This window comes from Trujillonella humicola, from assembly GCF_046233715.1.
Lineage (GTDB): Bacteria > Actinomycetota > Actinomycetes > Mycobacteriales > Geodermatophilaceae > Trujillonella > Trujillonella humicola.
This window is the reverse complement of the sequence record NZ_JBJNRJ010000037.1, coordinates 24,947-48,679: the sequence shown is the minus strand read 5'-3', so window position 1 is coordinate 48,679 and position 23,733 is coordinate 24,947. Positions and strand designations below refer to the sequence as shown.

The following is a 23,733-nucleotide window of genomic DNA, read 5'->3' as shown; positions in this document are numbered from 1 at the left end:
GGACAGGTCCCTAGACAAGACCCATCCTTGCTGGTCAGGAGCACTTTTCAGTTGATCAACACCCGCTCACGCCACTCCGCCGTGAAAGCCCCGGGCTAGAGGCGATGTCGCCCCCCGGTCGCCCATCGTGAGATCCGTTGGCCAGCCCGCTCCGGCATGAGCAGGGCACTTCCCAGTAGTTGCAGGCGCCCTCGCAGGCGGCGATCGCCGTGGGAGGCTACGAGACCGGCGCGATACGCCGACAGGGCGACCGCTTTCCGCCTGAGGTTCAGGGCTCGAATCCGGTTCTCCCGCAGGGCTGCTTCGAACGCCTCGTACGAGCATGCCTCCCGAGGCAATCTGTACGTCGCAGTGCTGAAGGCCATGCGCTTCTGCACCTCGTACTGACGACTAGCGTTGATCCCCGACCCGTGTATCCGATACTTCAGGCCCACCTCAGGGAGGTTGGCCAGTCGCCCGACCGAGCTCATCCGAAGGAAGAGGTCGAAGTCCTCCGCGACCCCTTCCTGCCAGTAGCGGTCCACGGCATCGACAGCGGCACGCCTCATCAGGACCGAGGGATGGCAAATTGCGTGGTGCCCTCGGAGGAGCGCCTCGACGATCGCAGGGTGCGCGGTAGGGAGGGAGCTGGCCCCCAGTTCGACGCCTCCTACGACGCGGACGATCTGGCAGCCGACCGCGGCGAGATCGGGCTGTCGCACCATGGCGGACAACTGTGTCGCCAGCCTCCCCGGGAGCCAGATGTCGTCGGCGTCCATGCGTGCGACGTACGTCGAGTCCGTGGCTGCCAGACCTGCGTTGAGCGCCGCTGGAAGGCCAACCCCACCGGTGTGGATGACATGGAGTCGCCGCTCGTGCCGAAGGCCGTCGAGCCAGTTCCGCGTCTCGTCGGTGGAGCCGTCGTCGATGACGAGCAGTTCGGCGTCGTGGTCGGTGCCAATGTCCGCGAGTGTGGAGGTCACCGCCTGGCGCAGAAGTGGCCAGCCATCTCTGCTGGGTAGGAGGACGGTCGTCTCAGGCAACGGGGGACTCCTGGGCAGCTCGAGGGCGCTCCGCTGCCGCTGCTGCCAGCACCAGCGCTAGAGGTCCGGTGAACTGGACGGTCGAGAAGGGATTATCGACGAACGCGAAGGTCAGGATGCTCACGGCGACGGCGAGGCACATGCCGGCGGGACAGGATCGACGCAGGTTGCGGTAGATGATCGCGGCAATGATGACAAAGAGAGCCAGGGCAATCGGCAGGCCAGCATCAAGCCAGAAATGAATGTACTCGTTGTGTGGCGACTGAAAGGCGCTCTGGACGCCGAGTGGACGCTCGATCGAGTTCGCTACCGACGACGCGCCCAGGCCGCTGCCCCACCAGGGCTCTCTCTCTGCGATCGACCGGTAGAACTCCCACGCCTCCGTTCGGCCACTCGTGTTGTACGGACCTTCGTACGAATTCCCCTGGCTGCGCAGCGCGATGGCGCTCGCGGTCACCGCGAACGCGGTCGACAGCAGCCCGACGGCTGCCAGTCGGCCGCGAGCGAGCCTTCTGGTCCGTACGGTCGTGGCGACGTGTGCGAGGACGATGATAACGACCGCAAGGATCGCGCCTCGGGTCACCGTTGCGCAGGCGATCGCTGTATTGAGCGTTATCCAGGTCCAGTGACCGCGCGAGTGACCGCGGTGACCGCGGACAATGGTGGCGATGAGGCCACAGACGGCCAACATCGCTACTTGCGGAGGGATGAGGGAACCCGCGAGCCGGGGTACGCCGGAGGCGTCCGTGTGGGCGAACTGGATCAGGCCGGCGAGGCTGAGGATTAGTCCGGCGAGAACACACAGTGCAGCACTCGACTCGACTAAGCGTAGCCGTAGCTGCCGTTGGTCGGGCGGGACGCGGACGAAGAGCCAGAGCCAGCCACTGATGTACCCGAGATAAGCGTTCGTCATCCCCACGGGGCCCAGTCCGAAGGGGTCAGGTCCCAACACCGAAAATACCAGGGCCAAGGTCCACATCCCCAGCCAGACCAGCTCGAGCCCGGACGAGCGCCAACCCACCTTGAGCCCTGCGGCCACGGCGAAGAGGATCAGCAGGAGTTTCAAAGGTGCTGATTCGCTGCCCGCGGCCGCCACAATGTTCAGCACCGGAGGAAGCGAGAACAGCGACACCACGGCAAGGACGACGAGCCCCCGCCCCGTGGTCACCGCGGCGGCCATCAGGAGGAGGAGGACGGCGACCAGGCCAATGGCCGCGTCGTTGGCGCTGGGACGGGAGATGGCCGCCGCAGCGCCCAAGCAGGCGGACGCGAGCACCAAGACGTGCAGCCATGACAATCCGGCACCGTTCCGCGCCGCGGACAGGCCTCCATACTTTGGTCTCGACGGAGCGGTCGGAGCGAATCTATGCACGGTCGTCCGAAATCAGCGGCGATGCAGGGGCCTGATCCCCCTGGTTGGGGATCGTCCGAGCCGAGGCCCGTTCGTCCACGGACGGGTCCATCCCCCCACGCATCAGGAGGACCACCTCGGTGCGTGTCTACACGCGTGGCGGACGGCCAAGGCGAGGACAATGGGCCCTGTGGGCAGGGTCGAAAGTGCGACGGCGGACGGAATTGCGACATAGATGAGCGGAGATGACTGCCTCGTCACTGCTCATCGCTCCCGGAGTTCGACGTCGAGGACTCGAGACGGAGCATAAAGCGGATGGTCTCCTGCGGGTGCTCGTTCGAGGTTGGGGCGTCACTCGATGGGAGTGTCGGCGACCGCGCCCCAAGTCGGCCACATGGGCGCGCGGCGCCGGTACTCCAGCCGTCTCGGCCCCATGGCGGGAACACGTACGGCCTGCCACTTGCTCACGTGAGGCAGGCGGAGGGCGCCATGCGTGACGCGCGCATCGCTTCCGAGTTTCGACGTCATGGGACCTACGGTCAGTGCGATCTGCCCGCTGACATGCGGCTCGAGGCTGAGCGTTCGCCCCCTTTTGGGGCATGTGAGGGCACTTGGCCCGCTCGACACGCTGACGTCACCTAGCGTCTCAGCATGCTGTTGGCCGTTCAGCGTGGAGGGTTCGGCCGCGACGATGGGGGAAGTGTGGAGTTTCGGGACGTTGTTGCGGCCTTGCGGACGTCGTGGTGGGTTGTCGTCCTGGGGGGTGCCCTCGGCGTAGCGAGTACGCTTGGTCTGGGCCTCGCTCAACCGCCGCTCTACACGTCGACGACCCAGTTCTTCGTCTCCACGACTGGGGCCGGCTCCGCGACCGACGTCTTTCAGGGAAGTCAGTTCTCCCAGCAGCGGGTGAGTTCGTACGCGGAGCTCCTGACCGGAGCGGAACTGGCCCAGCGTGTCATTGACGTCGTGGAGCTCGACTTGACGCCGTCAGCACTCTCCTCGCAGATCACGGCGACTGTTGTGCCGAACACCGTGCTGATCGACGTCGCTGTCGTCGCGTCGTCGCCAGAGTCGGCGCGGCGCGTGGCCGGAGCGATCGGCGACGAGTTCATCGCCATGGTGGAGGAGTTGGAGACGCCGCGCGGAGGTGGTGCGTCGCCGGTCGCCGTCGCAGTGACCGATCCTCCGGACCTGCCGGATCAGCCGAGCTCGCCGCGCCTCCTCAGGGACGCGGCGCTCGGTGGTGCGGCGGGTGTGGCTATTGGTGTACTGATGGTACTTCTCCGTGCCCGACTCGACCGCTCGGTGAAAGACCCCGGGGAGGTCGCCGAACTAGCCGGTGCGCCGGTGATCGGGACGATCCTCCGCGATGACCAGCTCGCCGGCCAGCGCAGACTCGATCGCGTCGGTTTGAGTCATGCAGCCGAGGATTACCGACACCTGAGGAACAATCTGCAGTTCCTCAGGGTGGATGATCCGCCGAAGGTGATCATGATCACGAGCGCGATGCCATCCGAGGGCAAGACGACTGCGGTCATCAACCTCGCCTTCACCCTTGCGGACGTGGGACGTCGAGTCACCATCGTGGAGGCGGACCTGCGGAAGCCGAGGGTGACGCGCTACCTCGGGCTCGTGGGCGATGTCGGGTTGACCAACGTGCTTTCTGGAGTCGCGGGCATCGAGGACGTACTCCAGAAGTACGGAACGAGCGACCTCCACGTGTTGGCCGCCGGCCCCATCCCGCCGAACCCGGGCGAGCTGCTGGCGTCGACCCACATGCAGGCGCTCATCGAGAAGCTCAAAGAAGAGAACGACTTCGTCCTGGTCGACGCTCCACCGCTCCTGCCTGTGGCTGACTCCACCGGGCTCGCCGTCGGCATGGACGGTGTCCTCCTCTCGGTCCGATACGGAAGCACTCGCAAGGAGCAGGTCGAGGCCGCTGCCGGAGCGTTGAACCGGGTTGGCGCCCGCACGCTGGGCGTCATCCTGAACATCGTCACTCCCAAGGCCGACGCGGCCGTGGGGCGGGGGTACGGCTATTCGTACGACGAGCGGGTCAGCAAATCGAACCGATAGGACCGCGCGTCTCTCTGCGGAAGCTCAGTGCACTCGCCGTCGACCGCGGCCCTCCACCGACGCCGCTGCCTCAACGATCGATGCGCAGGTGTCGGCCGGAGCGCATGTCCTCGAGCTGCTGGATGTCGGCGTCGACCATGATCTTCACCAGGTCGGGCGTGAGGACCTTCGGCTCCCAGCCGAGCCGCTCCTTGGCCTTGGAGTAGTCGCCGATCAGCGCGTCGACCTCGGTGGGGCGCTCGTACCTCTCGTCGTGCTCGACGTAGTTCTCCCACTCCAGGTCGACGTGCTCGAAGGCCATCCGGACGAAGTCCTTGACCGAGTAGGCGGTGTTGGTGGCCAGGACGTAGTCATCGGGCTCGGGCGCCTGGAGCATCCGCCACATGCCCTCGACGTACTCGGGTGCGTAGCCCCAGTCGCGCACGGCGTCGAGGTTGCCCATGTAGAGCTTGTCCTGGAGGCCGGCCTGGATACGGGCCACGGCGCGGGTCACCTTGCGGGTGACGAAGGTGGCGCCGCGGCGGGGGCTTTCGTGGTTGAACAGGATGCCGTTGACGGCGTGGATGCCGTAGGCCTCGCGGTAGTTGCGGGTGGCCCAGTAGGCGTAGACCTTGGCGGCGCCGTAGGGGCTGCGTGGGTAGAACGGTGTCTGCTCGTCCTGCGGCGGCGGGGTGGCGCCGAACATCTCCGACGACGACGCCTGGTAGATCTTCGTGCGGACCCGGGCGGCGCGGACCGCTTCCAGCAGGCGCATGGCGGCCAGGCCGGTGACGTCGCCGGTGAACACCGGCTGGTCGAAGGACACCCGAACATGCGACTGCGCGCCGAGGTTGTACACCTCGTCGGGGTTGATCTCGCGCAGCAGGTTGATCAGCGTGACGCCGTCGTTCAGGTCGCCGAAGTGCAGGAACAGCCGCCGGTTGGCGACGTGCGGGTCCTGGTAGATGCCGTCGAGCCGCTCGGTGTTGAAGGACGAGGAGCGGCGCACCAGGCCGTGCACCTCGTAACCCTTCTCCAGGAGCAGTTCGGCCAGGTAGGAACCGTCCTGACCGGTGATCCCGGTGATCAGCGCCGACTTCGCCACGAGGTACTCCTCACACGTCCCGTGCGATCCGGACAGTTCCGGATCGTCCCCCCGTTAGCCTAGGGGCGGCCGTCACGGGAGGACTCGTCATGTCGATCGCACCGCTGGACCGCAGTGCCCGCACATACATCGCCGGGCACCGGGGGCTCGTCGGGGGAGCGGTGCTTCGGCACTTCACCATGTCGGGCTTCGACAACGTCGTGACCCGGACGTCCGGTGAGCTCGACCTGCGCGATGCGCCGGCGGTCGAGGAGTTCTTCGCTGCCGAGAAGCCGGCGACCGTGGTCATGGCGGCGGCCAAGGTGGGCGGGATCGTCGCCAACAGCACCTACCCGGCCGATTTCATCTCCGACAACCTGCGGGTGCAGGTCAACGTGCTCGACGCCGCCGCCCGCCACGGCGCCACGAAGCTGCTGTTCCTGGGTTCGAGCTGCATCTACCCGAAGATGGCCGAGCAGCCGATCCGTGAGGACAGCCTGCTCACCGGGCCGCTGGAGGAGACCAACGACGCCTACGCGATCGCGAAGATCGCCGGGGTGCTGCAGCTGCAGGCGCTGCGCCGGCAGTACGGCGTCCACTACATCTCGGCGATGCCGACCAACCTGTACGGGCCCGGCGACAACTTCCACCCGACCAACTCCCACGTGCTGCCCGGGCTCATCCGCCGGTTCCACGAGGCGAAGACCCAGGGCGCGCCGTCGGTGACCGTCTGGGGGACCGGGACGCCGCGGCGGGAGTTCATGCACGTCGACGACATGGCGCGGGCCTGCCTGTACCTGCTGGAGCACTACGACGAGCCGGAGCCGATCAACGTCGGCATCGGCAGCGACCTGTCCATCCGTGAGCTGGCCGAGCTGGTCGCCGAGGTCGTCGGCTACCAGGGATCGCTGGAGTTCGACAGCAGCAAGCCCGACGGCACCCCGCGCAAGCTGCTGGACGTCAGCAAGCTGCACGCCCTGGGCTTCACCGATCAGATCGACCTGCGCACCGGCCTCACCGAGACCTACGCCTGGTACCAGGAACAGCTCGCCGCGGGTGCCGTCCGCGCGGCCTAAGACTGAGACCCGCCTGGCTCAGCGCGGGACGTCGGGCAGGGCCTCGTCGTCGAACTCGGCCGCGTTGGCGGCGAGCGAGTCGCTGCGCAGGTAGGTCCACATCCGCTCGCACGTGACGGTGTCGAGGTAGACGACGCTCGCCGCGCCCTCCCGGCCAGTGCCCAGTACCGGCGCGGTGAACGACTCGACGTTCTCCGGGCGCAGGCCGCGCAGCGAGTAGGACAGCGACAGCAGGTCGGCGTTGCTGAGGGTGTCGTCGACGGCCACCGCGCCGGTCACCGCGCGCAGGGCGGCGTCCAACCGGCCGGGGTCGGTGAACGTGTCGCTGCTGAAGAGCTGGCTGAACATCGCCTCGAGGAACTGCTGCTGGCGACGCACCCGGTCGAAGTCACCGCCCTCCAGGCCGTACCGCTGCGCGAGGTACCAGCGGGCCTGCGCGCCGTCGAGACGGTTCACGCCGGCGGGCCAGGTGTAGGGGCCGTTGCTGGTCTCCTCGGCGACCACCACGTCGACGCCACCTAGATCGTCGGTCACCTGGATGATGCCCTCGAAGTCGATGGCCACGTAGTGGTCGATCCGCACGCCGGTGAGCTGCTCGACGGTCTGGACGAGCAGCGTCGGGCCGCCGAAGGCATAGGCGGCGTTGATCTTGTTTTTGCCGTGGCCCGGGATGTCGACCCACGAGTCGCGGGGGATCGAGATCAACTGCGCGTGCGCGCGGTTGCCGGAGAAGCGAGCGATCATGATCGCGTCCGCGCGTCCTCCCTCCGCTACCCCGTCTTCGGCCGTCGCGCGGGTGTCCGAGCCGAGCAGCAGGAAGGTGACTGGGTCCTCGGTGGTCGGCTGCTGCGGGGTCGGTGCCGCGGGGCGGGAGTCCTCGTCGAGTCCGTCGAAGACGTCGGCGACGCGATCGATGTTGCCGGTGTACCGGTCGGTGAGGAACCAGACCCCGCCGCCGATCAGGACGGCGAGCACGAGTGCCAGCACGCCGATGGCGGCCAGGGCGCGACGAAAGCGGGGACGGGGGGAGGAGGTGCGTTCGGGGTTACCCGACGCGTCGATGTCGTCGCCGGTCGTGTCAGCGGCATCCTGCGGCGCGTCGGTGCTCATGTCGTCCCCCGTCCGGCAAGCATCCGGACCGAGGGTAGAAGCGCGGGAGCGCGCAGGTCATCAGCCGATCCCCCGGCGGGGTGAGGACGGGACCGGTCATCCAGCCCGGTGGCCGCCGGGCTGCACCGTCAGGACGGTGACCTACGGGATGCGGTGACGGGGGCGGTCCCGCGACCGATGCTCCGGCACCGGTCGGCGATCCGGACGCCGCGGCCGATGAGGAGGGCCGCGAGTGTCGAGGCGAGGAACCAGCCGGCCAGGACCCACCAGAGCCAGGGCATCGCGCTCCTTCGTGAGCGGGCGGCCGGTATGTTCCGGCCGTCGTCGGTTCCCCCTGCTGGCTGCCGAGTTTCCCCGCGGCGGAGCGGTCAAACGCCAGGTGAGAGGGGGCACCGCCGGGGCTCCCGCATGAACAGTGGCAGCACGGACCAAGACGATTCCCTGTCCGGTCGGACCGGCCCTTCTCCCGGGGAGGGCGCACTTGCCACACTTGCTCGCGTGACTCGGACGTCACCGTTCGTGCGCTCTGCCTCCGTTGCGGCGTTCGTCCGCCACTCCGGCAGCGACGCCACATCGGCCTGCAGTCCATGCGCTCACCGAGCGCTTCACGTCGGTGCGTGGTGCACTTCGGGTTCTTGATCTGCCGTACACAGCGGGAGGCGGAGCGGTGCGCATCTCGGTCATCGGCTGCGGGTACTTGGGGGCTGTTCACGCGGCCTCGCTGGTCGAGCTCGGACACGAGGTGGTCGGCGTCGACGTCGACCGGCGGAGGGTGGAGGCGCTCCGCGCCGGACGGGCGCCGTTCTACGAGCCCGACTTCGAGGAGCTGCTCACGCACTCGCTGGCCTCCGGCAGGCTCTCCTTCACCACGGACGTCGCGGCGGCACACGGGTGTCGCGTCCACTTCATCTGCGTCGGGACGCCGCAGAAGCACGGGGAGTACGCCGCCGACCTGACCTACGTGCAGGACGCAGCCGAGTCGCTTCTCCAGATCCTCGAGCCGGGCGACCTCGTCGTCGGCAAGTCCACCGTGCCGGTCGGCACGGCCGCTGGGCTGGCCCGGATGATCGAGGAGAAGGTCCCCGGCGCCACCGTGGCCTGGAACCCGGAGTTCCTGCGGGAGGGCTTCGCCGTCCGCGACACCCTCCATCCGGACCGCCTCGTCTACGGCGTGCCGGCCGAGGACGGCGGCGCTGCCGAGCGGCTCCTCGACGAGGTGTACGCGCCGATCGTCGAGCGCGGAACACCCAAGGTCACCACCGACTACGCGACCGCGGAGATGGTCAAGACGGCGGCCAACTCGTTCCTCGCCACGAAGATCAGCTTCATCAACGCGATGGCCGAGCTGTGCGAGGCCACCGGAGCGGATGTGAAGCAGCTGGCCGACGCGATCGGTTACGACGACCGGATCGGCCGAAAGTTCCTCAACGCCGGCCTCGGCTTCGGTGGCGGGTGCCTGCCCAAGGACATCCGCGCCTTCATGGCGCGGGCGGGTGAGCTGGGCGCGGACCAGGCCCTGACGTTCCTGCGCGAGGTCGACAACATCAACATGCGCCGCCGGATCCGCATGGTCGAGCTCGCTCGCGAGGTCTGCGACGGCTCGCTGCTCGGCAAGCGGGTGGCGGTGCTGGGCGCGGCGTTCAAGCCGGATTCCGACGACATCCGCGACTCCCCGGCGCTCAACGTGGCCGCGCAGCTGCAGCTGCAGGGTGCCCTTGTGCGCGTCACCGACCCGGCCGCGGTGGAGAACTCTCGTCGCCTGTGGCCGCAGCTCGACTACGCCGACACCGCCGAGGAGGCCGCCGAGCGCGCCGACGCCGTCCTCGTGCTGACTGAGTGGAAGCAGTACCGCGAGCTCGACCCGGTCGCGTTCGGCGAGATCGTCGCGCAGAAGCGCGTGCTCGACGGTCGCAACGCCCTGTCGCGAACCGCCTGGACCGAGGCGGGCTGGACCTACCGAGCGCTCGGCCGCCGAGCGGGCTGACCGCGCCCTTCTCGCGGGCGGAGTGTGACTGGACCGACTCCACCGTTGCTCTTGCGAAACTGTGGCAGGTCCGTAATCTGTCTCCTGCCGGTTGAACGCTGAAGTTCACCGAGCGCCACTTCGCAGAATCGGCCCTTGCTTCGCAGGTCGGCGTGGGCTGCCTTTCGCACGGGGGTGCGTCTCTTCATGGCTGTCGCGCGTGACGAAGCAGTTCGTCAACCCGACGTCGTCCGCGCCCGGGGCTGGAGCTTCCTCGCCCCGCGGCTGCGCGGGGAGGGGACGGCCGCCCGCCGAGCGTGGCGCGGCGCCTACGTCCGGCGGCTGCTGGCCGTCGATGCGACCGTCGCCGGTTTCGCTGCGTGCGTCGGCTATCTGATCCGCTTCGGCCCGGAGAGCGCCGGGACGGCGCCGGCTCCCGTCGCGCTCGCTCTGCTCCTCCCGGTTGTGTGGGCGCTGGCGATGCTCGTCGGTCGCGCGTACGAGCAGCGGTTCCTGTGGGAGGGCCCCGAGGAGTTCCGTCGGGTCTTCGTCGCCGCGATGATGGTGCTCGCCGCAGTCGGGACCATCTCCTGGGCGTTCAAGCTGGACGTCGCCCGCGGCTTCGTCGTCATCGCCCTTCCGCTCGCCACGGTCCTGACGCTCGGCGCCCGGTACGCGCAGCGCAAGGCCCTGCACCGCGCGCGCCGGCACGGCCAGCGGATGCAGACCACCATCCTCGTCGGCCACCGCGGCGGCGTCGGCGCGCTCGACCAGCAGCTCGACCGCGAGGCTTTTCACGGCTACCGCGTGATCGGCTGCTGCCTGCCGGCCGCCGAGCAGACCGCCGGCAAGGACGCGTTCCACGGTCTCCCGGTGCTCGGCGACCTCACCCAGGTGGCGGAGGTGGTCAAGGCCTACGAGGTCGACACCGTGGCGGTCCTCCCGTGCCCGGAGCTCGACGGGCCGGCCCTGCGCCGCCTCGGCTGGGAGCTCGAGACGACCGACGCCGAGTTGCTGCTCGCCCCCGCCGTCACCGAGATCGTCGGCCCGCGGGTGCGGATCCGGCCGGTGAGCGGCCTGCCGCTGATGCACCTGGAGCGCCCGGAGCTGAAGGGTGTGCGGCGGCTGACCAAGGAGGCCTTCGACTGCACCAGCGCCGTGCTCGGCCTGCTCTTCCTGGCACCGATGCTCATCGGTATCGCGCTGGCGGTGAAGGTGACCAGCCGAGGGCCGGTGTTCTTCCGGCAGGAGCGCGTCGGCCGCGACGGCCGGACGTTCTCGATGCTGAAGTTCCGCAGCATGGTGCTCGACGCCGACCGGATGGTCGAGCAGTTGAGCGCCGAGGCCGGCAGCGACGGCAACGGCGTCCTGTTCAAGAAGAAGGTCGACCCGCGGGTGACCCGCGTCGGCCGGGTGCTGCGCCGCTACTCCATCGACGAGCTCCCGCAGCTGATCAACGTGGTCAAGGGCGAGATGAGCCTGGTCGGCCCGCGCCCGCCGCTGCAGCGCGAGGTCGAGAAGTACGGCCATGACATGCACCGCCGCTTCCTGGTCAAGCCCGGCCTGACCGGCCTGTGGCAGGTCAGCGGCCGCTCCGACCTCTCCTGGGACGACTCGGTGCGCATCGACGTCCGCTACGTGGAGAACTGGTCGCTGGCCTTCGACTTCATGATCCTGTGGAAGACCGTCGGTGCCGTCGTCAGGGGTTCCGGGGCCTACTGACGCACCTCCGCATGTGGGCGGGGATCTCCGCGCGGAGAATGTGCCGATGCCCCGCCACTGGTCGCCCGAGCCGGTCTTCACCGTGCTCCTGGTGTGCACGGGCAACATCTGCCGCTCGGCGCTCGCCGAGCGCCTGGGCCGCGCCTGGCTCGACGACCGGCTCGGCGGGGACGCGCACCTGGTCCGGCTGACCAGCGCCGGCGTCGGCGCGGTCGTGGGCTCGGCCATGCACCCCGACAGCGCGCTCGTCCTCCAGGGCTACGGCGGCGACCCGGCCGGCTTCGTCGCCCGGCAGGTCGTCGAGGACATGGCAATCGACGCCGACCTCACGCTCACCATGACCCGGGCGCACCGGCGCCGGGTGCTCGAGCTGGCCCCGCGCGCGCTCGCCCGCACCTTCACGCTGCGCGAGGCGGCCGACCTGGTCCGGCTGCTCCGCGACACCGACGTTCCGGGGGAGGGGCTCGCCGACCGCGCCCGCGCGCTGGTGCGGGAGATGAACGGCGCCCGCTCGCGCCGGCAGGCCGGCCCGGGCGACGACGTCCGCGACCCCATCGGGCTGCCGGTGGAGGTGCACGAGGAGGTGGGCGCGGCGATCGCCGAGGCGCTCGTCCCGCTGCTGGCCCGCATCGCCGACCTGCAGGGCCCGGCCGCCACGGACGACCCCGACGCTGCCTGAGCTACGCCGGTATCGGCGCAGCCAGCTGACTGCGGACGCTGGTGAAGAGCACGTCGGCGAGCGGGCGAAGCGCGCGGTCGATCCGACCGGCCACGTCGGCGTGGACGGAGGCGCGCTGCCCCACCGGGTCGGCGATGTCGTCGGCCGGTACTGCCTGCCGGCGCGCCCGGGTGGCGTCCAGCCGGAGGCCCAGCTCGCGGGTCCGTGCGTCGAGCGGCATGAGGCCCAGGCCCGAGAGGTCCGCCAGCTGCACCAGGTCGGCGGCCTCGGCCAGGGTGAACGTCCGGCGCAGGCCGCGCGGGTCCAGCCCCAGGACGACCTCGCGGTGCTTCCGCGTCATGGTGAGCACGAGGTCGGCCGACCGGACCAGCTCGGGACCGAGGCGCTGTGCGCCGAAGTCGGCCGGGTCGCCGCCCAGGGCCTGCAGGGCGCGGGCGCTGTGTGGGTCCATCCGGGCGCCGTCCTCGGCCTGCACGCCGGCGCTGAGCACCTCGACGCGGCCCAGTTCGGGGCTGTCCGCCAGCGAGCGGGCCGCGCGGGCCACCGTCAGGCGCTCGGCCACGGGGGAGCGGCACAGGTTGCCCGTGCAGACGAAGAGGAGGCGCACGAGCGGACCGTAGGTCGCTCGTGCGGCGCCATGCCCGGTGCGGCCGGACGCCGTCACCCGCACTGGGGAGGCGTCGGCGGCCGTCTCACGCGACCGGGCGTCGCGTGCCACGGCGCAGATCCGCCTCCAGGAAGGTGAACAGGGAGTCCTCCTGGGCGCGCCGATCGGCGAACGCGATCGACTTCCCGATCAGCACCGCCATGAAGGGCGCGGTGAGCAACCATGCCAGGCCGACGAACACGAACAGGTACACATCGACCTTTCTAGGCGGCGAGACCTGCGGCCTTCAGTCGAGACCGTGGGCAAGTCCTGCCATGTCTGCTGTCGACTCATCGGGATCCGGCATCTCCGCGCCACACGGCCCCCACGAGGCGCTGGGACCTCGCCGGCCGGGCTCGGGACGTGCCGGACGGGTTCCGTCGGCAGATCGCACTGCCGATACAGCTCTGCAGCCCCGGTGCAGCCGGCCCACCGGTCCCGCCGACCTCACGCGAACCGACGGGCCCGGACACCCCGTTGGTGTGAGGCCCGGGTCAGGTGGTCGGACCAGGCTGCCGATGTGCCTGACGTGTGGACGTGGATCGCCGTCGGCCTGACCGCCTGGGTGCTGCTGGCCGCCGTCGTCGCCGTCGTCCTGGGTAGGGGCATCCGGCTGGCCGACCAGCGCAGCCCCGACACCGGCGCCGACCTCGCCCCGGCCCCGGCGCTGTTCCCCCGGCGCCGGCGCATCCCGCTGCCGCCGGTCGGCGTGGCCCTCGCCGCCACCGCTGTCGCCCTGCAGGCCGTCGGCTACGCGCTGCGCCTGACCGGGGCGACCGGCCCGACCGCGCACGCGCTCTCCATGGACGCTCCCTTCTCGGCGCCCCGGCTGTTCGTGGCGGCGCTGTTCGCCGTCGCCGCCGTGGCCGCGCTGACGGCCGCCTCCCGCATCCCCGGCCGCCGCACCTGGTGGCTCGCGGTCGGCCTCGTCGCCGCCATCATCGCGGTGGTCAAGACCGGCAGCACCGTGCACGCCACCGCCATGCAGGATCTGGCCGCCGCCGTCGGCGAGGCGCAGGCGGTCGCGCTCAGCGTCGCGGTGGCCGCTGTCGTCCTCGCCACCCTCGGCTTCATCTCCCGCGCCGAGCGCCGCGACCGGCGCCGGGTCCTGCTCGCCCTGGCCGCCTACGCCGCCGCGGCCGTCGGACTGTCGGCCGTCTCCGCCGTCGCGCCCGGGCAGCTGGCGATCACCGCGACCTTCCTCGAGGAGTCCGGCGAGGCGCTGGCCGGCGTCGCCTTCCTCATGGCGGTCCTCATCGGCGTCGCGCCGCGGCTCGTGCTCCCGGCCGCCTGGGCGATGCGCCGTCGGGCCGACGCGCACACCCTCGAGGTGGCGGCCGACCCCGCGGCCGGCCGCGCGTCCGGCCCCGCGGGCGAGCCTCGCCGTGGCTGATCACCTCCCTTCGAGGGGTGTCGCCGGTGCGGAGGGCCGCAGGTCAGCCGCCTGCATGACACGCTGGTCCCCATGCGTCTGCTCGTGACCGGTGGCGCCGGGTTCATCGGTGCCAACTTCGTCCACCAGACCCTGCGGGAGCACCCCGAGCACGAGGTCACGGTGCTCGACGCGCTCACCTACGCCGGCAACGAGGCGTCGCTGGCGGCGGTCCGCGACCGGATCCACTTCGTGCACGGCTCGGTCAGCGACGCCGACCTGGTCGACGGGCTGGTCGCCTCCTCCGACGCCGTCGTCCACTTCGCCGCGGAGAGCCACAACGACAACTCGCTGGCCGATCCGCGCCCGTTCCTCGACACCAACGTGATCGGCACCTTCACGCTGCTGGAGGCCGTGCGCCGGCACGGGGTGCGGCTGCACCACATCTCCACCGACGAGGTCTACGGCGACCTGGAGCTCGACGACCCGGCCAAGTTCACGCCCGAGACGCCGTACAACCCGTCGAGCCCCTACTCCTCGACCAAGGCGTCGTCCGACCTGCTGGTCCGCGCCTGGGTCCGGTCGTTCGGCGTGCACGCCACCATCTCCAACTGCTCGAACAACTACGGCCCGTACCAGCACGTGGAGAAGTTCATCCCGCGGCAGATCACCAACGTCCTCACCGGTCGCCGCCCCAAGCTCTACGGCGCCGGGGAGAACGTCCGCGACTGGATCCACGTCGAGGACCACAACGCCGCCGTCCACCTGATCCTGGAGAAGGGCCGGGCGGGGGAGACCTACCTGATCGGGGCGGACGGCGAGGTCAACAACCGCGACGTCCTCGCGCTGGTGCTGGAGCTGCTCGGCCAGCCGGCCGACGCCTTCGACCACGTGACCGACCGCGCCGGGCACGACCTGCGCTACGCCATCGACGCCGGCAAGCTGCGCGACGAGCTGGGCTGGGCGCCGCGCTACACCGACTTCCGGCAGGGGCTGGCCGCGACCGTCGACTGGTACCGGGCGAACGAGGACTGGTGGCGCCCGCTCAAGGAGCAGGTCGAGGCCTCCTACGCCGCCCGCGGCCAGTGAGCCGCGGCCGCACTGTCGTCGTCGGGGCACGCGGGCAGGTCGGGCGCGCCCTGGCCCGCCGGTTCCCCGACGCCGAGCTGCTCGACCGCGACGAGCTCGACGCCGCCGATCCGGACGCCGTCGCCGCGCACGACTGGTCCGGCGTCGGACTGCTGCTCAACGCCGCGGCCTACACGCAGGTCGACGCCGCCCAGGACCCGGCCAACCTCGCCGCGGTCCGCGCGGGCAACGTGGACGCCGTCGCCCACCTCGCCGCCGCGGCCGAGCGGGCCGGCGCGACCCTCGTCCACTTCTCCACCGAGTACGTCTTCGACGGCACGCACCCCGGGCCGATGCCCGAGGACCTGCCGGTGAAGCCGCTGAGCGTCTACGGGCAGAGCAAGGCCGACGGCGACGCCGCCGCCCGGACCGCCGCCCGGCACTACCTGCTGCGCACCAGCTGGGTGGTGGGCGACGGGCACAACTTCGTGCGCACCATGGCCTCGCTGGCCGACCGCGGGATCGAGCCGTCGGTCGTGGCCGACCAGGTCGGCCGGCTCACCTTCGCCGACGACCTGGCCGCCGCCGTGGCGCACCTGGTCGCGGCCGGCGCCCCGTTCGGCACCTACAACGTCACCTGCGCGGGACCGCCCACCAGCTGGGCCGAGGTCGCTGAGCTGGTGTTCGCCTCGCGCGGCCGGCCGGCGTCGGCGGTCCGCCGGGTGAGCACCGCCGAGTACTTCGCCGGCAAGCCCGACGCCGCCCCCCGGCCGCTCAACAGCCTGCTCGACCTCGCCGGGCTGGCCGCCACCGGCTTCCGGCCCCGCGACTGGCGGGACGGCCTCCGCGAGTACCTGAACGCGCTGCCGCCCGTTCGCTGAACCTTCTCTTGCATCTCCCGCCGTTCCGGGAGAGCGTGTCGCCCGTGACGGGGCTGATCGAGTGGACGGCGCGCGTGCTGGACGCGCGGCGGCGCTGCGAGTGGTGCGGTGCGGAGCTGCCCTCGTCGCGGCAGCGGGTCCGCGGCCGCCGCGCCTGCTCGGCCGAGCACGCGCACGCCCTCGACGACTTCTGGTCCCCCGGCCCCGGCTGACCTCGCCCCGGCCGACCCTCTCGGCGGGTGCAGGAACGAGCAGTTGAGCGTGTCACCCGTATGGGGGAACATGGAGACCTTCCCCACAGCGCGGGCACCCGCCCGCCAGGGATCTGGAGCCGCGAGGGCACCCGTGACATCCGTAGCCGTGTTCGTGGTTCTGTGGCTGCTCGTCGCCGCGGTGCTGTCCCTCGTCGTCTCCCGCGCGCTCCATCGGGCCGACTGCCTCGGCGAGCGAGGCCGGGGCAGGGGCGCGGCGCCGGTGCAGGGTGCCGCCCGCGTGTTCCGCGGGCGACTGGTCCGGCCGGACCTCGACGATCTCGCACCCGGGTACGGCTGGCAGGACCGTGAGCCCTGGCCGGAACCGGGAGCCCGGCGGCCGGGCCCGTCCCCCCGGGCCGGCGCCGGCTGACGACCGGCCGGCAAGGGCTCCGGCCGCTGCCGCGGTGGTGCACCGCCGCCCGGGTGCTCGCGCGCGGTGCGGAACCGCAGCGTATCGAACGGGCGGACCCCGCCGCCGGCGCTACTCCCGGACCCGTGCCCGCTGGCGGGGTCAAGGTCCTGCCCCGCCGTGCCGATGCTCCGGACCATGCAGGCCTGGATCGTGGGTGCAGTGGTCACCTGGCTGCTCGGGGCGCTGGTGGTCGGCCTGGCGCTGGGCCGCAGTATCAGGGTGATGCACGGCATCGACGACGCCGTCGACCAGCGGGCAGGCGAGGCGACGAGCCGGCCGGTCCGTACCCGGTCGTCGAGGAGTGTCCGCGGGCCCCGCATCGCCGTCCGCCGCATCGCCGGCAACCCGGTCGCCGGCGGAGCGGTGGTGGGCGTGGGCGGGCCGGGTGCTCAGCACTCCCACGCGCGGTGGCCCGGCGTGCTCAGCCGCCGGCGCCTCGGACGACCGAGCTGAAGGTCCGGAGGATGATCTTCAGGTCGAGCCAGAGCGACCAGTTCTCGATGTAGTAGTTGTCGAACCGGGCGCGGTCGGCGATGGAGGTGTTCCCCCGCAGGCCGTGCACCTGAGCCCACCCGGTCAGCCCGGACGGCACGCGGTGGCGCGCCTCGTAGCTCGGGTAGGCGTTGCGGAACTGGTTGACGAAGTGCGGCCGCTCCGGCCGCGGTCCGACCAGGCTCATGTCACCACGCAGGATGTTGAGCAGCTGCGGCAGCTCGTCCAGCGAGGTCTTCCGCAGGATGCGGCCGACCGAGCTGAGCCGGTCGTCGTTCGACACGTTCCAGGTGGTGGCCGACTCGGTCTCGTCCACGGGGCGCAGGGAGCGGAACTTCAGCACGTCGAAGGTCCGGCCGTCCACCCCGATCCGCTGCTGCCGGAACAGCACGCCCGGACCGCCGTCCAGCCGCACCACCAGGGCCAGCGCCAGCATCACCGGCGCCAGGAAGAGCAGCGCCCCGCCGGACACCAGCACGTCGATGAGCCGCTTCACCCGCCAGGCCGGGCTGCGGTACGTCGCCCGTCGCAGGCGCACCAGGGGCAGACCCCAGGCAGTGTCCATGTCGCCGTCCACGTGGTGCAGCTCGTAGAGCCGGGGCACGACGAACAGCTCGCAGCTGTAGCGGTCACACGTGCGGATGACGCCGACCATCTCCGACTCGCGCATGGAGGAGAAGGCGACCACGACGTTGCGGATGTTCCCCTGCAGCAGCACCTCCGTCAGCCGGCCGGGGCCGCCCAGGACCGGCAGGCCGGAGGCGTCGTCCGGGGTGCGCGGGTCGTCGTCGAGGAAACCGACCGGGTGCAGCCCGTACTCGGGGTGCTCCTGCAGGATGCCGACGACCTGGTGGCCGACGCTGCCTGCGCCGAGGACCAGCGTCCGGTGCGCCACCAGCCGCCGGGAGCGCAGCCGGCGCAGGGTCGCGTACCCGATCATGCGGAACACGACGGCCAGCACGCCGATCGCCAGCGCGCCCCACAGGAAGCGCCAGTTGACGATGTAGTTCTGCCAGATGGCGTTGGACCACACGATCTGGGCCAGGATCGAGATCGCCGCGGCGGCCAGCCAGCGGCCGCTGAGCGCGGGGAGGTCGTCGAGGACCGACAGCGACAACCGCGAGCGGTACAGCCCCGCGGAGAGGAAGGCGAGCAGCAGCGCGAGTCCGAAGAACGCCGTCTTCCTCGCCGGCGAGTCGATCCCGACCTCCGCGCCGATGATCTCCACGCCGAGCACGCCGATGCACACCGCGAGCGCGTCGAGGGCGAACAGCAGCGGGCCGGCCCCGAGCCTCCCCAGGGTCTGCCACCCGGTGTGCGCTCCGGTCGAAGTCGGGGCGGGGATCGCCGGTGGTGTCCGCGAGGTGGGGGGCGGCTGCGCGGCGTGCTGCCGGCTGGGGCGCCTGGTCGGCAGCCGGCGCCGGACGCCGATCGTCGTGTCGTGGAGTGGCCTCATGGCGGAGTTCCTCGGAGATCCTGTGCGTGGTGCGGGCGCGGACGAGGGGGAGCGACGGCACGTCCCCCGGCGGGCGGCACAGCGGCCGGATGCGAGCGGAGGGACCCGGCGCGGCCGAAGGCAGACGCCGGGCGGTGCGCTCGGCGGTCAGTCGGGGCAGGCGCCGGGCGATCCGGCGGTCCCGACCGTGGCGGCGGCGTCACCCATGGCCGCACCGGTCCGCGACGCGGTGAGCGAGACCCCCAGGGCCACCGGGACGGCCGGCTGCTGGTCGACGGCCTGACCGGTGCCGGAGCCCGCCGAGGCCCAGGACGACGAGCCGCACGGCGCGCCGGTTCCGGCAGGTGCCGGCGGGGGCGGGCTCGGCGGCGCGGGCGGAGACGTCGGCTGCGGTGGTGCGGGGGAGTCGATCGCCGTGGCACCCGCCCGCTCCGGGGCGACGGCGGGCGGCGGGGCCCCACCGGCGGCGGTCCGGGCCGGGGAGGCGGAGCCACCCGCCGACGACGCGACGGCGGGTGGCTCCGCGGGGACCGGGGAGCCACAGCCGGACGGCGGGACCCGGTCCTCGCGCGGAATCGGAGGAGTGCCGCCCGGCGACGGCGTGCCGGTCCCTGCGTCGACCGGGGACCCGGCGGCCTCGGCTCCGACGAGGGCGGCCCCGCCGGTCGTGGGCGGCAGCGCGCCGGCCGCCGTGGTCGTGGTCGTGGCCGGTCGCGCGGGTGGCGTCGAGCTGGGAACGGGCGCCTGGCCCGCAGGCGGAAGAGCTTCCGCGTCGCCGGCCTGCTCCGGTGCCGGCGGGGCTTCGGCGTCGCCCGTCCCCGGCAGGACGACCGGATCGGGGCCGGGCGCCGGGAGACCCGGGTCGGTGGCTCCGCCGGTGTCCCCGGCCGGGTCGACCTCGGGAGCGTCGTCGCCGGGAGGCTCGGTACCGATGGGCTCGGTCCCCGTACCGGAGGGGTCGCTCTCCGTCGGGTGGTCACCGCTGCCCGTGGTCTCCGGCCGCACCGACGGGTCGCCCGACTCCTCGGCGCCGTCGGCTGCCCCGCCGCCGGCGCCCGCGGCGCCGTCCGGCGGCTGCGCACCGGTCCCGGTCGCGGGTGGGTCCTGGGCGGGGGGAGGCGGCGGATCCGCGGCCGGCGGCCCGGCGTCGGTGACCGGCGCCGACCCGTCGGCGGGAGCGGCCTCGTCCGCCCGGGCCGCCGAGGAGAGGGCGACCAGCAGCAGCCAGGCACCGAACAGGAGGGAGGCGACGACGAGCAGCCGGCGGCCCGAGGACCGCCGGCGGGACGATGAGATCGAGTCGTCGCCTGGGGGCCGCGCAGCGCCAGGCGACGGTTCCGCGGCCCCAGGCGAGGGTGCCGCGATACCGACGATCTGCACGATAGGCGCTCCCGGGATCCACGTGTACGTGTGCCCGACCATCCAGGGAGCGGGGCGATCGGGCAACCGCCTCGGGAGCCAGCCGTCGCCGTTCCGGCTCGTAGTCACCCTGCGTGATCGGCCACCGACCGCGAGTCGATCGCGCGCCCGATATCGGGTCCGGCCGCGCCCGCGCTCCTCACCGTGCGTATGGCGTCAGCCGGTGTCCTGCGGCAGGAGCCGAGCGAGCAACCCTGCCCAGCGGCGGGCCGCCGCCGCGGCGCTGAACTCCTCGGCCACGACGGCGCGGGCGCGCACGCCGACCTCGCGGCAGCGGGCGGGGTCGGCGACGAGCTCCCGGACCAGGGCACCCAGTGCGGGGCCGTCGGCCGCCTGCAACGCCAGGCCGTCGGGCAGGCCGAGGCCTTCGAAGGCCCCCGGAGTACCGGCGACCGGCAGACCGTGCGCCATGCCGTCGAGCACCTTGAGCTTGACGCCGCCGCCGGCGACCAGCGGCGCCACGAGGAGCCTCCGGTGCAGCGCCGCGTGCAGGTCCTCGACGTAGCCGTGCAGCTCGATGCCCGGGACGTCGAGCTCGGCCCGGATCTCGTCCGGGCAGTGGCCCACCACGTGCAGCAGGTGCCGGGGATCGGCGGGATCGAGCCCGGGCAGCACCTCGTCGCGGTAGAAGCGCAAGGCCTGCACGTTCGGCAGGTAGTCCAGGCCGCCCAGGAAGACCAGCCCGTCGCGCTGGGTGACGGGCGCCTCCGGCACGGAGACCGCCGGCGGCAGCCACTCGACCGGCCGGCCGGTGTGCCGCGCCAGATCCGCCGCCTCCGTGCGCGACACCAGGCTGACCGCAGCGGCGGAGGCGGTCACCGCCGACTCGCGCGCGGCCATCCGGCGGGCCTCCCAGCCGAGCAGCAGCAGCGCGGCCCGGGCGGCGGGGGCACGCAGGGGGCGCGGGACGCGCGCGGCGGCGAAGCCGAGAACCGCGCCCGGATCGGAGCGGGCGGTCGTCCGCAGCCGCTGGTAGCGCACGCTGAGCAGATCGTCGAGGTCCACCACCACCGGCACGCCCACGCCGGTGACCGCCCCCGACAGCCGGAGCGAGTCCAGCACGACCACGTCGGCGCCCAGGTCGCCCACCAGCCGGGTCACGCTCCGCCGCACCGTCCGGTCGACGAACAGCGCCTCGTTGAGCGACCCCCGGCCGGTGGCCAGGGCGCGGACCGCGTTCAGCGCGATCGAGGGCAGCCGCGGCGAGCGGACGTGCCGGGTGTCGAAGCGCCGCGTCCAGGCGCTCTCCTCGGGCGGGGAGGGTGCCACCACCGCGACGGTGACGGTGTGGCCGAGGGCGGCCAGCGCGTCGACGTGCGTCCGCAGCACGACGATCCGCCCCGTCGCCCGCTGGCCGATGTCCCGCGTCGTCACCAGCAGGATCCGCAGGGGTCGGGTCGATCCGCTCACAGCCGGTGGCCGGTCAGGGGCACGGGTCGGGGCATCCGCCGAGGCTACTGCGCATGCGCCGGCCGACCCCGTCCGCCCGCGGCCCTCGCCCGATCAGGTGGACCGGACCCGGGCGGTCGGCGTCGCGTGGCAGCATCGGCGACCCGCGGCACGTCCGGGCGATCCGGTCCGCCGCGTCCGGACCGGAGGGGTGGCGGTGTTCGACGACGAGGTGCGGCAGCCCGGCCGGCCGGGGCCCGGGCGCAGGGTGCGCCGCTGATGCTCCCGCTGCTCGACGACCACCTCGAGACGGCGCGCGCCCGCCTGGCCCCCGAGGTCTGGGACTACTACGACGCCGGCTCGGGGGAAGAGGTCACCGCCGGCGAGGCGGCGGACGCCTGGCGCGCGTACCGGTTGCGACCGCGCGTGCTGCGCGACGTGTCCGCGGTGGACACCGCGGTGACCGTGCTCGGCACCCGACTGGCCACGCCCTTCGCCGTGGCACCCATGGCGTTCCACGCGCTGGCGCACCCCGACGGCGAGACGGCCACGGTGCGGGGCGCGGGGGACGCCGGGTCGCTGGTGGTCGTCTCCACCCGGGCCTCCCGCACGATCGAGGACATCGCCGCCGCCGCCACCGGGCCGTGGTGGTTCCAGGCGTACATGATGCGCGACCGCGGCCTGACCGAGGCCCTGGTGCGGAGGGCCGCGGCGGCGGGGGCGGGCGCGATCGTGCTCACCGTCGACACCCCGTACGTGGGACGCAAGGGCAAGGTGAGCGGCGTCCGGATCTCGGTGCCCGACGACCAGTACCTGATCAACCTCGCCCAGCACCTGGTCCCCGGGGCGGTCGGCCGCGAGTCGGCCGAGCAGGACCCCTCCATGACCGAGGACGCGATCGCCCGGCTGGCCGAGGTGAGCGGGCTCCCCGTCGTGGTCAAGGGCGTGCTGCGCGGGGACGAGGCCGCACGCTGCGTCGCCGCGGGCGCGGCCGGGGTCGTGGTCTCCAACCACGGTGGCCGGCAGCTGGACCGCGCCGTCCCCAGCGCCCACGCGCTGGCCGAGGTGGTGGCGGAGGTGGGCGGTCGGGTGCCCGTGCTGGTCGACGGAGGCATCCGCAGCGGCACCGACGCCCTCGTCGCCCTCGCGCTCGGCGCCGACGCCGTGCTGGTGGGCCGGCCGCTGCTGTGGGCACTGGCCGCCGGTGGGGCGCCGGCGGTGAGCGCTGCCCTGGCCGAGCTGACCGGGCACCTGCGCCACGTCATGGCCGTGGCCGGTGCCGCCTCGCCGGCGGACCTCGACCCGGGGATGGTCGCCGGGGTCGGCCCCCGCTGAACGGGCGGGCCGGTCACCCGATCAGGTGCTCCGGCATACGCCGGGACCTGCTCGTCTGTCCCACGACCGCCGGCCGGGCCTAGGGTCCCGGCCGTAAGGCGTCCCTGCTGCTGGAGGCACACATGACCGATCCCACCGACGTGCCCGTCGCCGACATCCCGGTGGTGATCCTCTGCGGAGGCATGGGCACCCGGCTGCGCGAGGCCAGCGAGCAGCTGCCGAAGGGCCTGGTCGACATCGGTGGCCGCCCGATCCTGTGGCACATCATGAAGACCTACAGCCACTACGGCTTCCGGCGCTTCGTGCTCTGCCTCGGTTACAAGGGCGACATGATCAAGAACTACTTCGTCGACCACCGGGCCCGCACGAACGACTTCACGCTGAGGATGCGCGGCTCCCATGCGCTGGAGTTCCACACCGACGTGGCCGACGAGGACTGGGAGATCACCTTCGCCGAGACCGGCCTGACCACGGCGACCGGCGCTCGCATCGCCCGCGTGGCGCACTACCTGGACCGCCCCCGCTTCGCCCTCACCTACGGCGACGGCATCGGCGCGGTCGACATCCCGGCCGTCCTGCGCACCCACCTCTCCTCCGGGCGGCTGGGCACGCTGACCGGGGTGCACCCCAGCGGCCGGTACGGCGAGATGGTGCTCGAGGGCGACGACGTCACCGCGTTCAACGAGAAGCAGCCGCAGACCGGGTACGTCAACGGCGGCTTCTTCTTCTTCGAGCGGTCCTTCGTCGACGACTACCTCGATGCCGAGGCGACCGAGGAGATGCTCGAGCACGCCCCGCTGCAGCGCCTCGCCCGCGACGGCGAGCTCGGCGTGTACCGGCACGAGGGCTTCTGGATGGGCATGGACACCTTCCGCGACTGGAAGGAGCTCAACGGCCTGTGGGACGACGGCAAGGCCGAGTGGAAGGTCTGGAAGGACTGACCCCGC

The 23,733-nt window shown here is 72.1% G+C and carries 22 protein-coding genes; 13 read left to right on the top strand and 9 right to left on the bottom strand.

Annotated features, from left to right (window positions below; genetic code table 11):
• Window positions 1-95: 95 nt before the first annotated feature.
• Both ACK586_RS17195 and ACK586_RS17190 read right to left on the bottom strand, forming a co-directional pair.
• Entirely contained in the window at window positions 96-1,022 is a 927-nt protein-coding gene (locus ACK586_RS17195; protein WP_409331718.1) for a glycosyltransferase family 2 protein, read from the bottom strand.
• Window positions 1,015-2,298: an O-antigen ligase family protein gene (locus tag ACK586_RS17190; protein WP_409331717.1), complete on the bottom strand. Its 1,284-nt coding sequence runs from the start codon at window positions 2,296-2,298 to the stop codon at window positions 1,015-1,017. Before ACK586_RS17190 ends, ACK586_RS17195 begins: the two co-directional genes overlap by 8 nt.
• A gap of 726 nt (window positions 2,299-3,024) precedes the next feature.
• Here ACK586_RS17190 and ACK586_RS17185 point away from each other — a divergent pair.
• Window positions 3,025-4,449, top strand: a complete 1,425-nt coding sequence (locus ACK586_RS17185; protein WP_409331716.1) for a tyrosine-protein kinase domain-containing protein — start codon at window positions 3,025-3,027, stop codon at window positions 4,447-4,449.
• 70 nt (window positions 4,450-4,519) lie between these two features.
• Here ACK586_RS17185 and gmd read toward each other — a convergent pair whose 3' ends face one another.
• Window positions 4,520-5,533, bottom strand: coding sequence for a GDP-mannose 4,6-dehydratase (gmd, locus tag ACK586_RS17180; RefSeq protein WP_409331715.1), 1,014 nt, complete (start codon window positions 5,531-5,533; stop codon window positions 4,520-4,522).
• A gap of 89 nt (window positions 5,534-5,622) precedes the next feature.
• Here gmd and ACK586_RS17175 point away from each other — a divergent pair, with 89 nt between their 5' ends.
• A complete protein-coding gene (locus ACK586_RS17175; protein ID WP_409331714.1) occupies window positions 5,623-6,588 on the top strand; it encodes a GDP-L-fucose synthase family protein in 966 nt (321 codons plus the stop codon).
• A gap of 18 nt (window positions 6,589-6,606) precedes the next feature.
• On the opposite strand, the gene ACK586_RS17170 is transcribed toward ACK586_RS17175, so the two are convergent.
• On the bottom strand, window positions 6,607-7,698 hold the full coding sequence (locus ACK586_RS17170) for an LCP family protein (protein WP_409331713.1): 1,092 nt from the start codon (window positions 7,696-7,698) through the stop codon (window positions 6,607-6,609).
• 667 nt (window positions 7,699-8,365) lie between these two features.
• On the opposite strand from ACK586_RS17170, the gene ACK586_RS17165 reads away from it, so the two are divergent.
• The 3 genes from ACK586_RS17165 (at window position 8,366) to ACK586_RS17155 (ending at window position 12,062) form a co-directional block, all read left to right on the top strand.
• A complete protein-coding gene (locus ACK586_RS17165) occupies window positions 8,366-9,682 on the top strand; it encodes a UDP-glucose dehydrogenase family protein (protein WP_409331712.1) in 1,317 nt (438 codons plus the stop codon).
• A gap of 186 nt (window positions 9,683-9,868) precedes the next feature.
• Window positions 9,869-11,383 (top strand): sugar transferase, encoded by a 1,515-nt coding sequence (locus ACK586_RS17160; protein ID WP_409331711.1) that lies wholly within the window; start codon window positions 9,869-9,871, stop codon window positions 11,381-11,383.
• 46 nt (window positions 11,384-11,429) lie between these two features.
• Window positions 11,430-12,062 (top strand): arsenate reductase/protein-tyrosine-phosphatase family protein, encoded by a 633-nt coding sequence (locus ACK586_RS17155; RefSeq protein ID WP_409331710.1) that lies wholly within the window; start codon window positions 11,430-11,432, stop codon window positions 12,060-12,062.
• A 1-nt stretch (window position 12,063) separates the two neighbouring features.
• Here the strand turns inward: ACK586_RS17155 and ACK586_RS17150 are convergent, their stop codons facing one another.
• Both ACK586_RS17150 and ACK586_RS17145 read right to left on the bottom strand, forming a co-directional pair.
• The gene (locus ACK586_RS17150) at window positions 12,064-12,669 is read right to left on the bottom strand and encodes an arsenate reductase/protein-tyrosine-phosphatase family protein (protein ID WP_409331709.1); all 606 of its coding nucleotides are present in this window, start codon (window positions 12,667-12,669) and stop codon (window positions 12,064-12,066) included.
• Window positions 12,670-12,754: 85 nt separating this feature from the next.
• A complete protein-coding gene (locus ACK586_RS17145; RefSeq protein WP_409331708.1) occupies window positions 12,755-12,922 on the bottom strand; it encodes a hypothetical protein in 168 nt (55 codons plus the stop codon).
• 306 nt (window positions 12,923-13,228) lie between these two features.
• Between ACK586_RS17145 and ACK586_RS17140 the strand changes: the two genes are divergently transcribed.
• The 6 genes from ACK586_RS17140 to ACK586_RS17115 all read left to right on the top strand — a co-directional run bounded on the left by ACK586_RS17140 (window position 13,229) and on the right by ACK586_RS17115 (window position 17,148).
• Window positions 13,229-14,101, top strand: a complete 873-nt coding sequence (locus ACK586_RS17140; protein WP_409331707.1) for a hypothetical protein — start codon at window positions 13,229-13,231, stop codon at window positions 14,099-14,101.
• Window positions 14,102-14,173: 72 nt separating this feature from the next.
• On the top strand, window positions 14,174-15,169 hold the full coding sequence (gene rfbB, locus ACK586_RS17135; protein WP_409331706.1) for a dTDP-glucose 4,6-dehydratase: 996 nt from the start codon (window positions 14,174-14,176) through the stop codon (window positions 15,167-15,169).
• On the top strand, window positions 15,166-16,029 hold the full coding sequence (locus tag ACK586_RS17130; RefSeq protein ID WP_409331705.1) for an SDR family oxidoreductase: 864 nt from the start codon (window positions 15,166-15,168) through the stop codon (window positions 16,027-16,029). The genes rfbB and ACK586_RS17130 overlap by 4 nt, the downstream gene beginning before the upstream one ends.
• Before the next feature lie 44 nt (window positions 16,030-16,073).
• A complete protein-coding gene (locus tag ACK586_RS17125; protein ID WP_409331704.1) occupies window positions 16,074-16,241 on the top strand; it encodes a hypothetical protein in 168 nt (55 codons plus the stop codon).
• Window positions 16,242-16,389: 148 nt separating this feature from the next.
• The gene (locus ACK586_RS17120; RefSeq protein ID WP_409331703.1) at window positions 16,390-16,653 is read left to right on the top strand and encodes a hypothetical protein; all 264 of its coding nucleotides are present in this window, start codon (window positions 16,390-16,392) and stop codon (window positions 16,651-16,653) included.
• Window positions 16,654-16,830: 177 nt separating this feature from the next.
• Complete coding sequence (locus ACK586_RS17115) at window positions 16,831-17,148, top strand: hypothetical protein (protein WP_409331702.1); 318 nt, start codon at window positions 16,831-16,833, stop codon at window positions 17,146-17,148.
• Here the strand turns inward: ACK586_RS17115 and ACK586_RS17110 are convergent.
• The 3 genes from ACK586_RS17110 to ACK586_RS17100 form a co-directional block, all read right to left on the bottom strand.
• Complete coding sequence (locus ACK586_RS17110) at window positions 17,117-18,643, bottom strand: sugar transferase (RefSeq protein ID WP_409331701.1); 1,527 nt, start codon at window positions 18,641-18,643, stop codon at window positions 17,117-17,119. The genes ACK586_RS17115 and ACK586_RS17110 overlap by 32 nt on opposite strands.
• A gap of 147 nt (window positions 18,644-18,790) precedes the next feature.
• Window positions 18,791-20,023 (bottom strand): hypothetical protein, encoded by a 1,233-nt coding sequence (locus ACK586_RS17105; RefSeq protein WP_409331700.1) that lies wholly within the window; start codon window positions 20,021-20,023, stop codon window positions 18,791-18,793.
• Window positions 20,024-20,218: 195 nt separating this feature from the next.
• Entirely contained in the window at window positions 20,219-21,436 is a 1,218-nt protein-coding gene (locus ACK586_RS17100; RefSeq protein ID WP_409331699.1) for a glycosyltransferase, read from the bottom strand.
• Window positions 21,437-21,730: 294 nt separating this feature from the next.
• Between ACK586_RS17100 and ACK586_RS17095 the strand changes: the two genes are divergently transcribed.
• Both ACK586_RS17095 and ACK586_RS17090 read left to right on the top strand, forming a co-directional pair.
• Entirely contained in the window at window positions 21,731-22,786 is a 1,056-nt protein-coding gene (locus ACK586_RS17095; RefSeq protein WP_409331698.1) for an alpha-hydroxy acid oxidase, read from the top strand.
• 122 nt (window positions 22,787-22,908) lie between these two features.
• Window positions 22,909-23,727 carry a sugar phosphate nucleotidyltransferase gene (locus tag ACK586_RS17090; RefSeq protein WP_409331697.1) on the top strand — a complete coding sequence of 273 codons (819 nt, stop codon included), beginning with the start codon at window positions 22,909-22,911 and terminating at the stop codon, window positions 23,725-23,727.
• Window positions 23,728-23,733 lie beyond the last annotated feature (6 nt).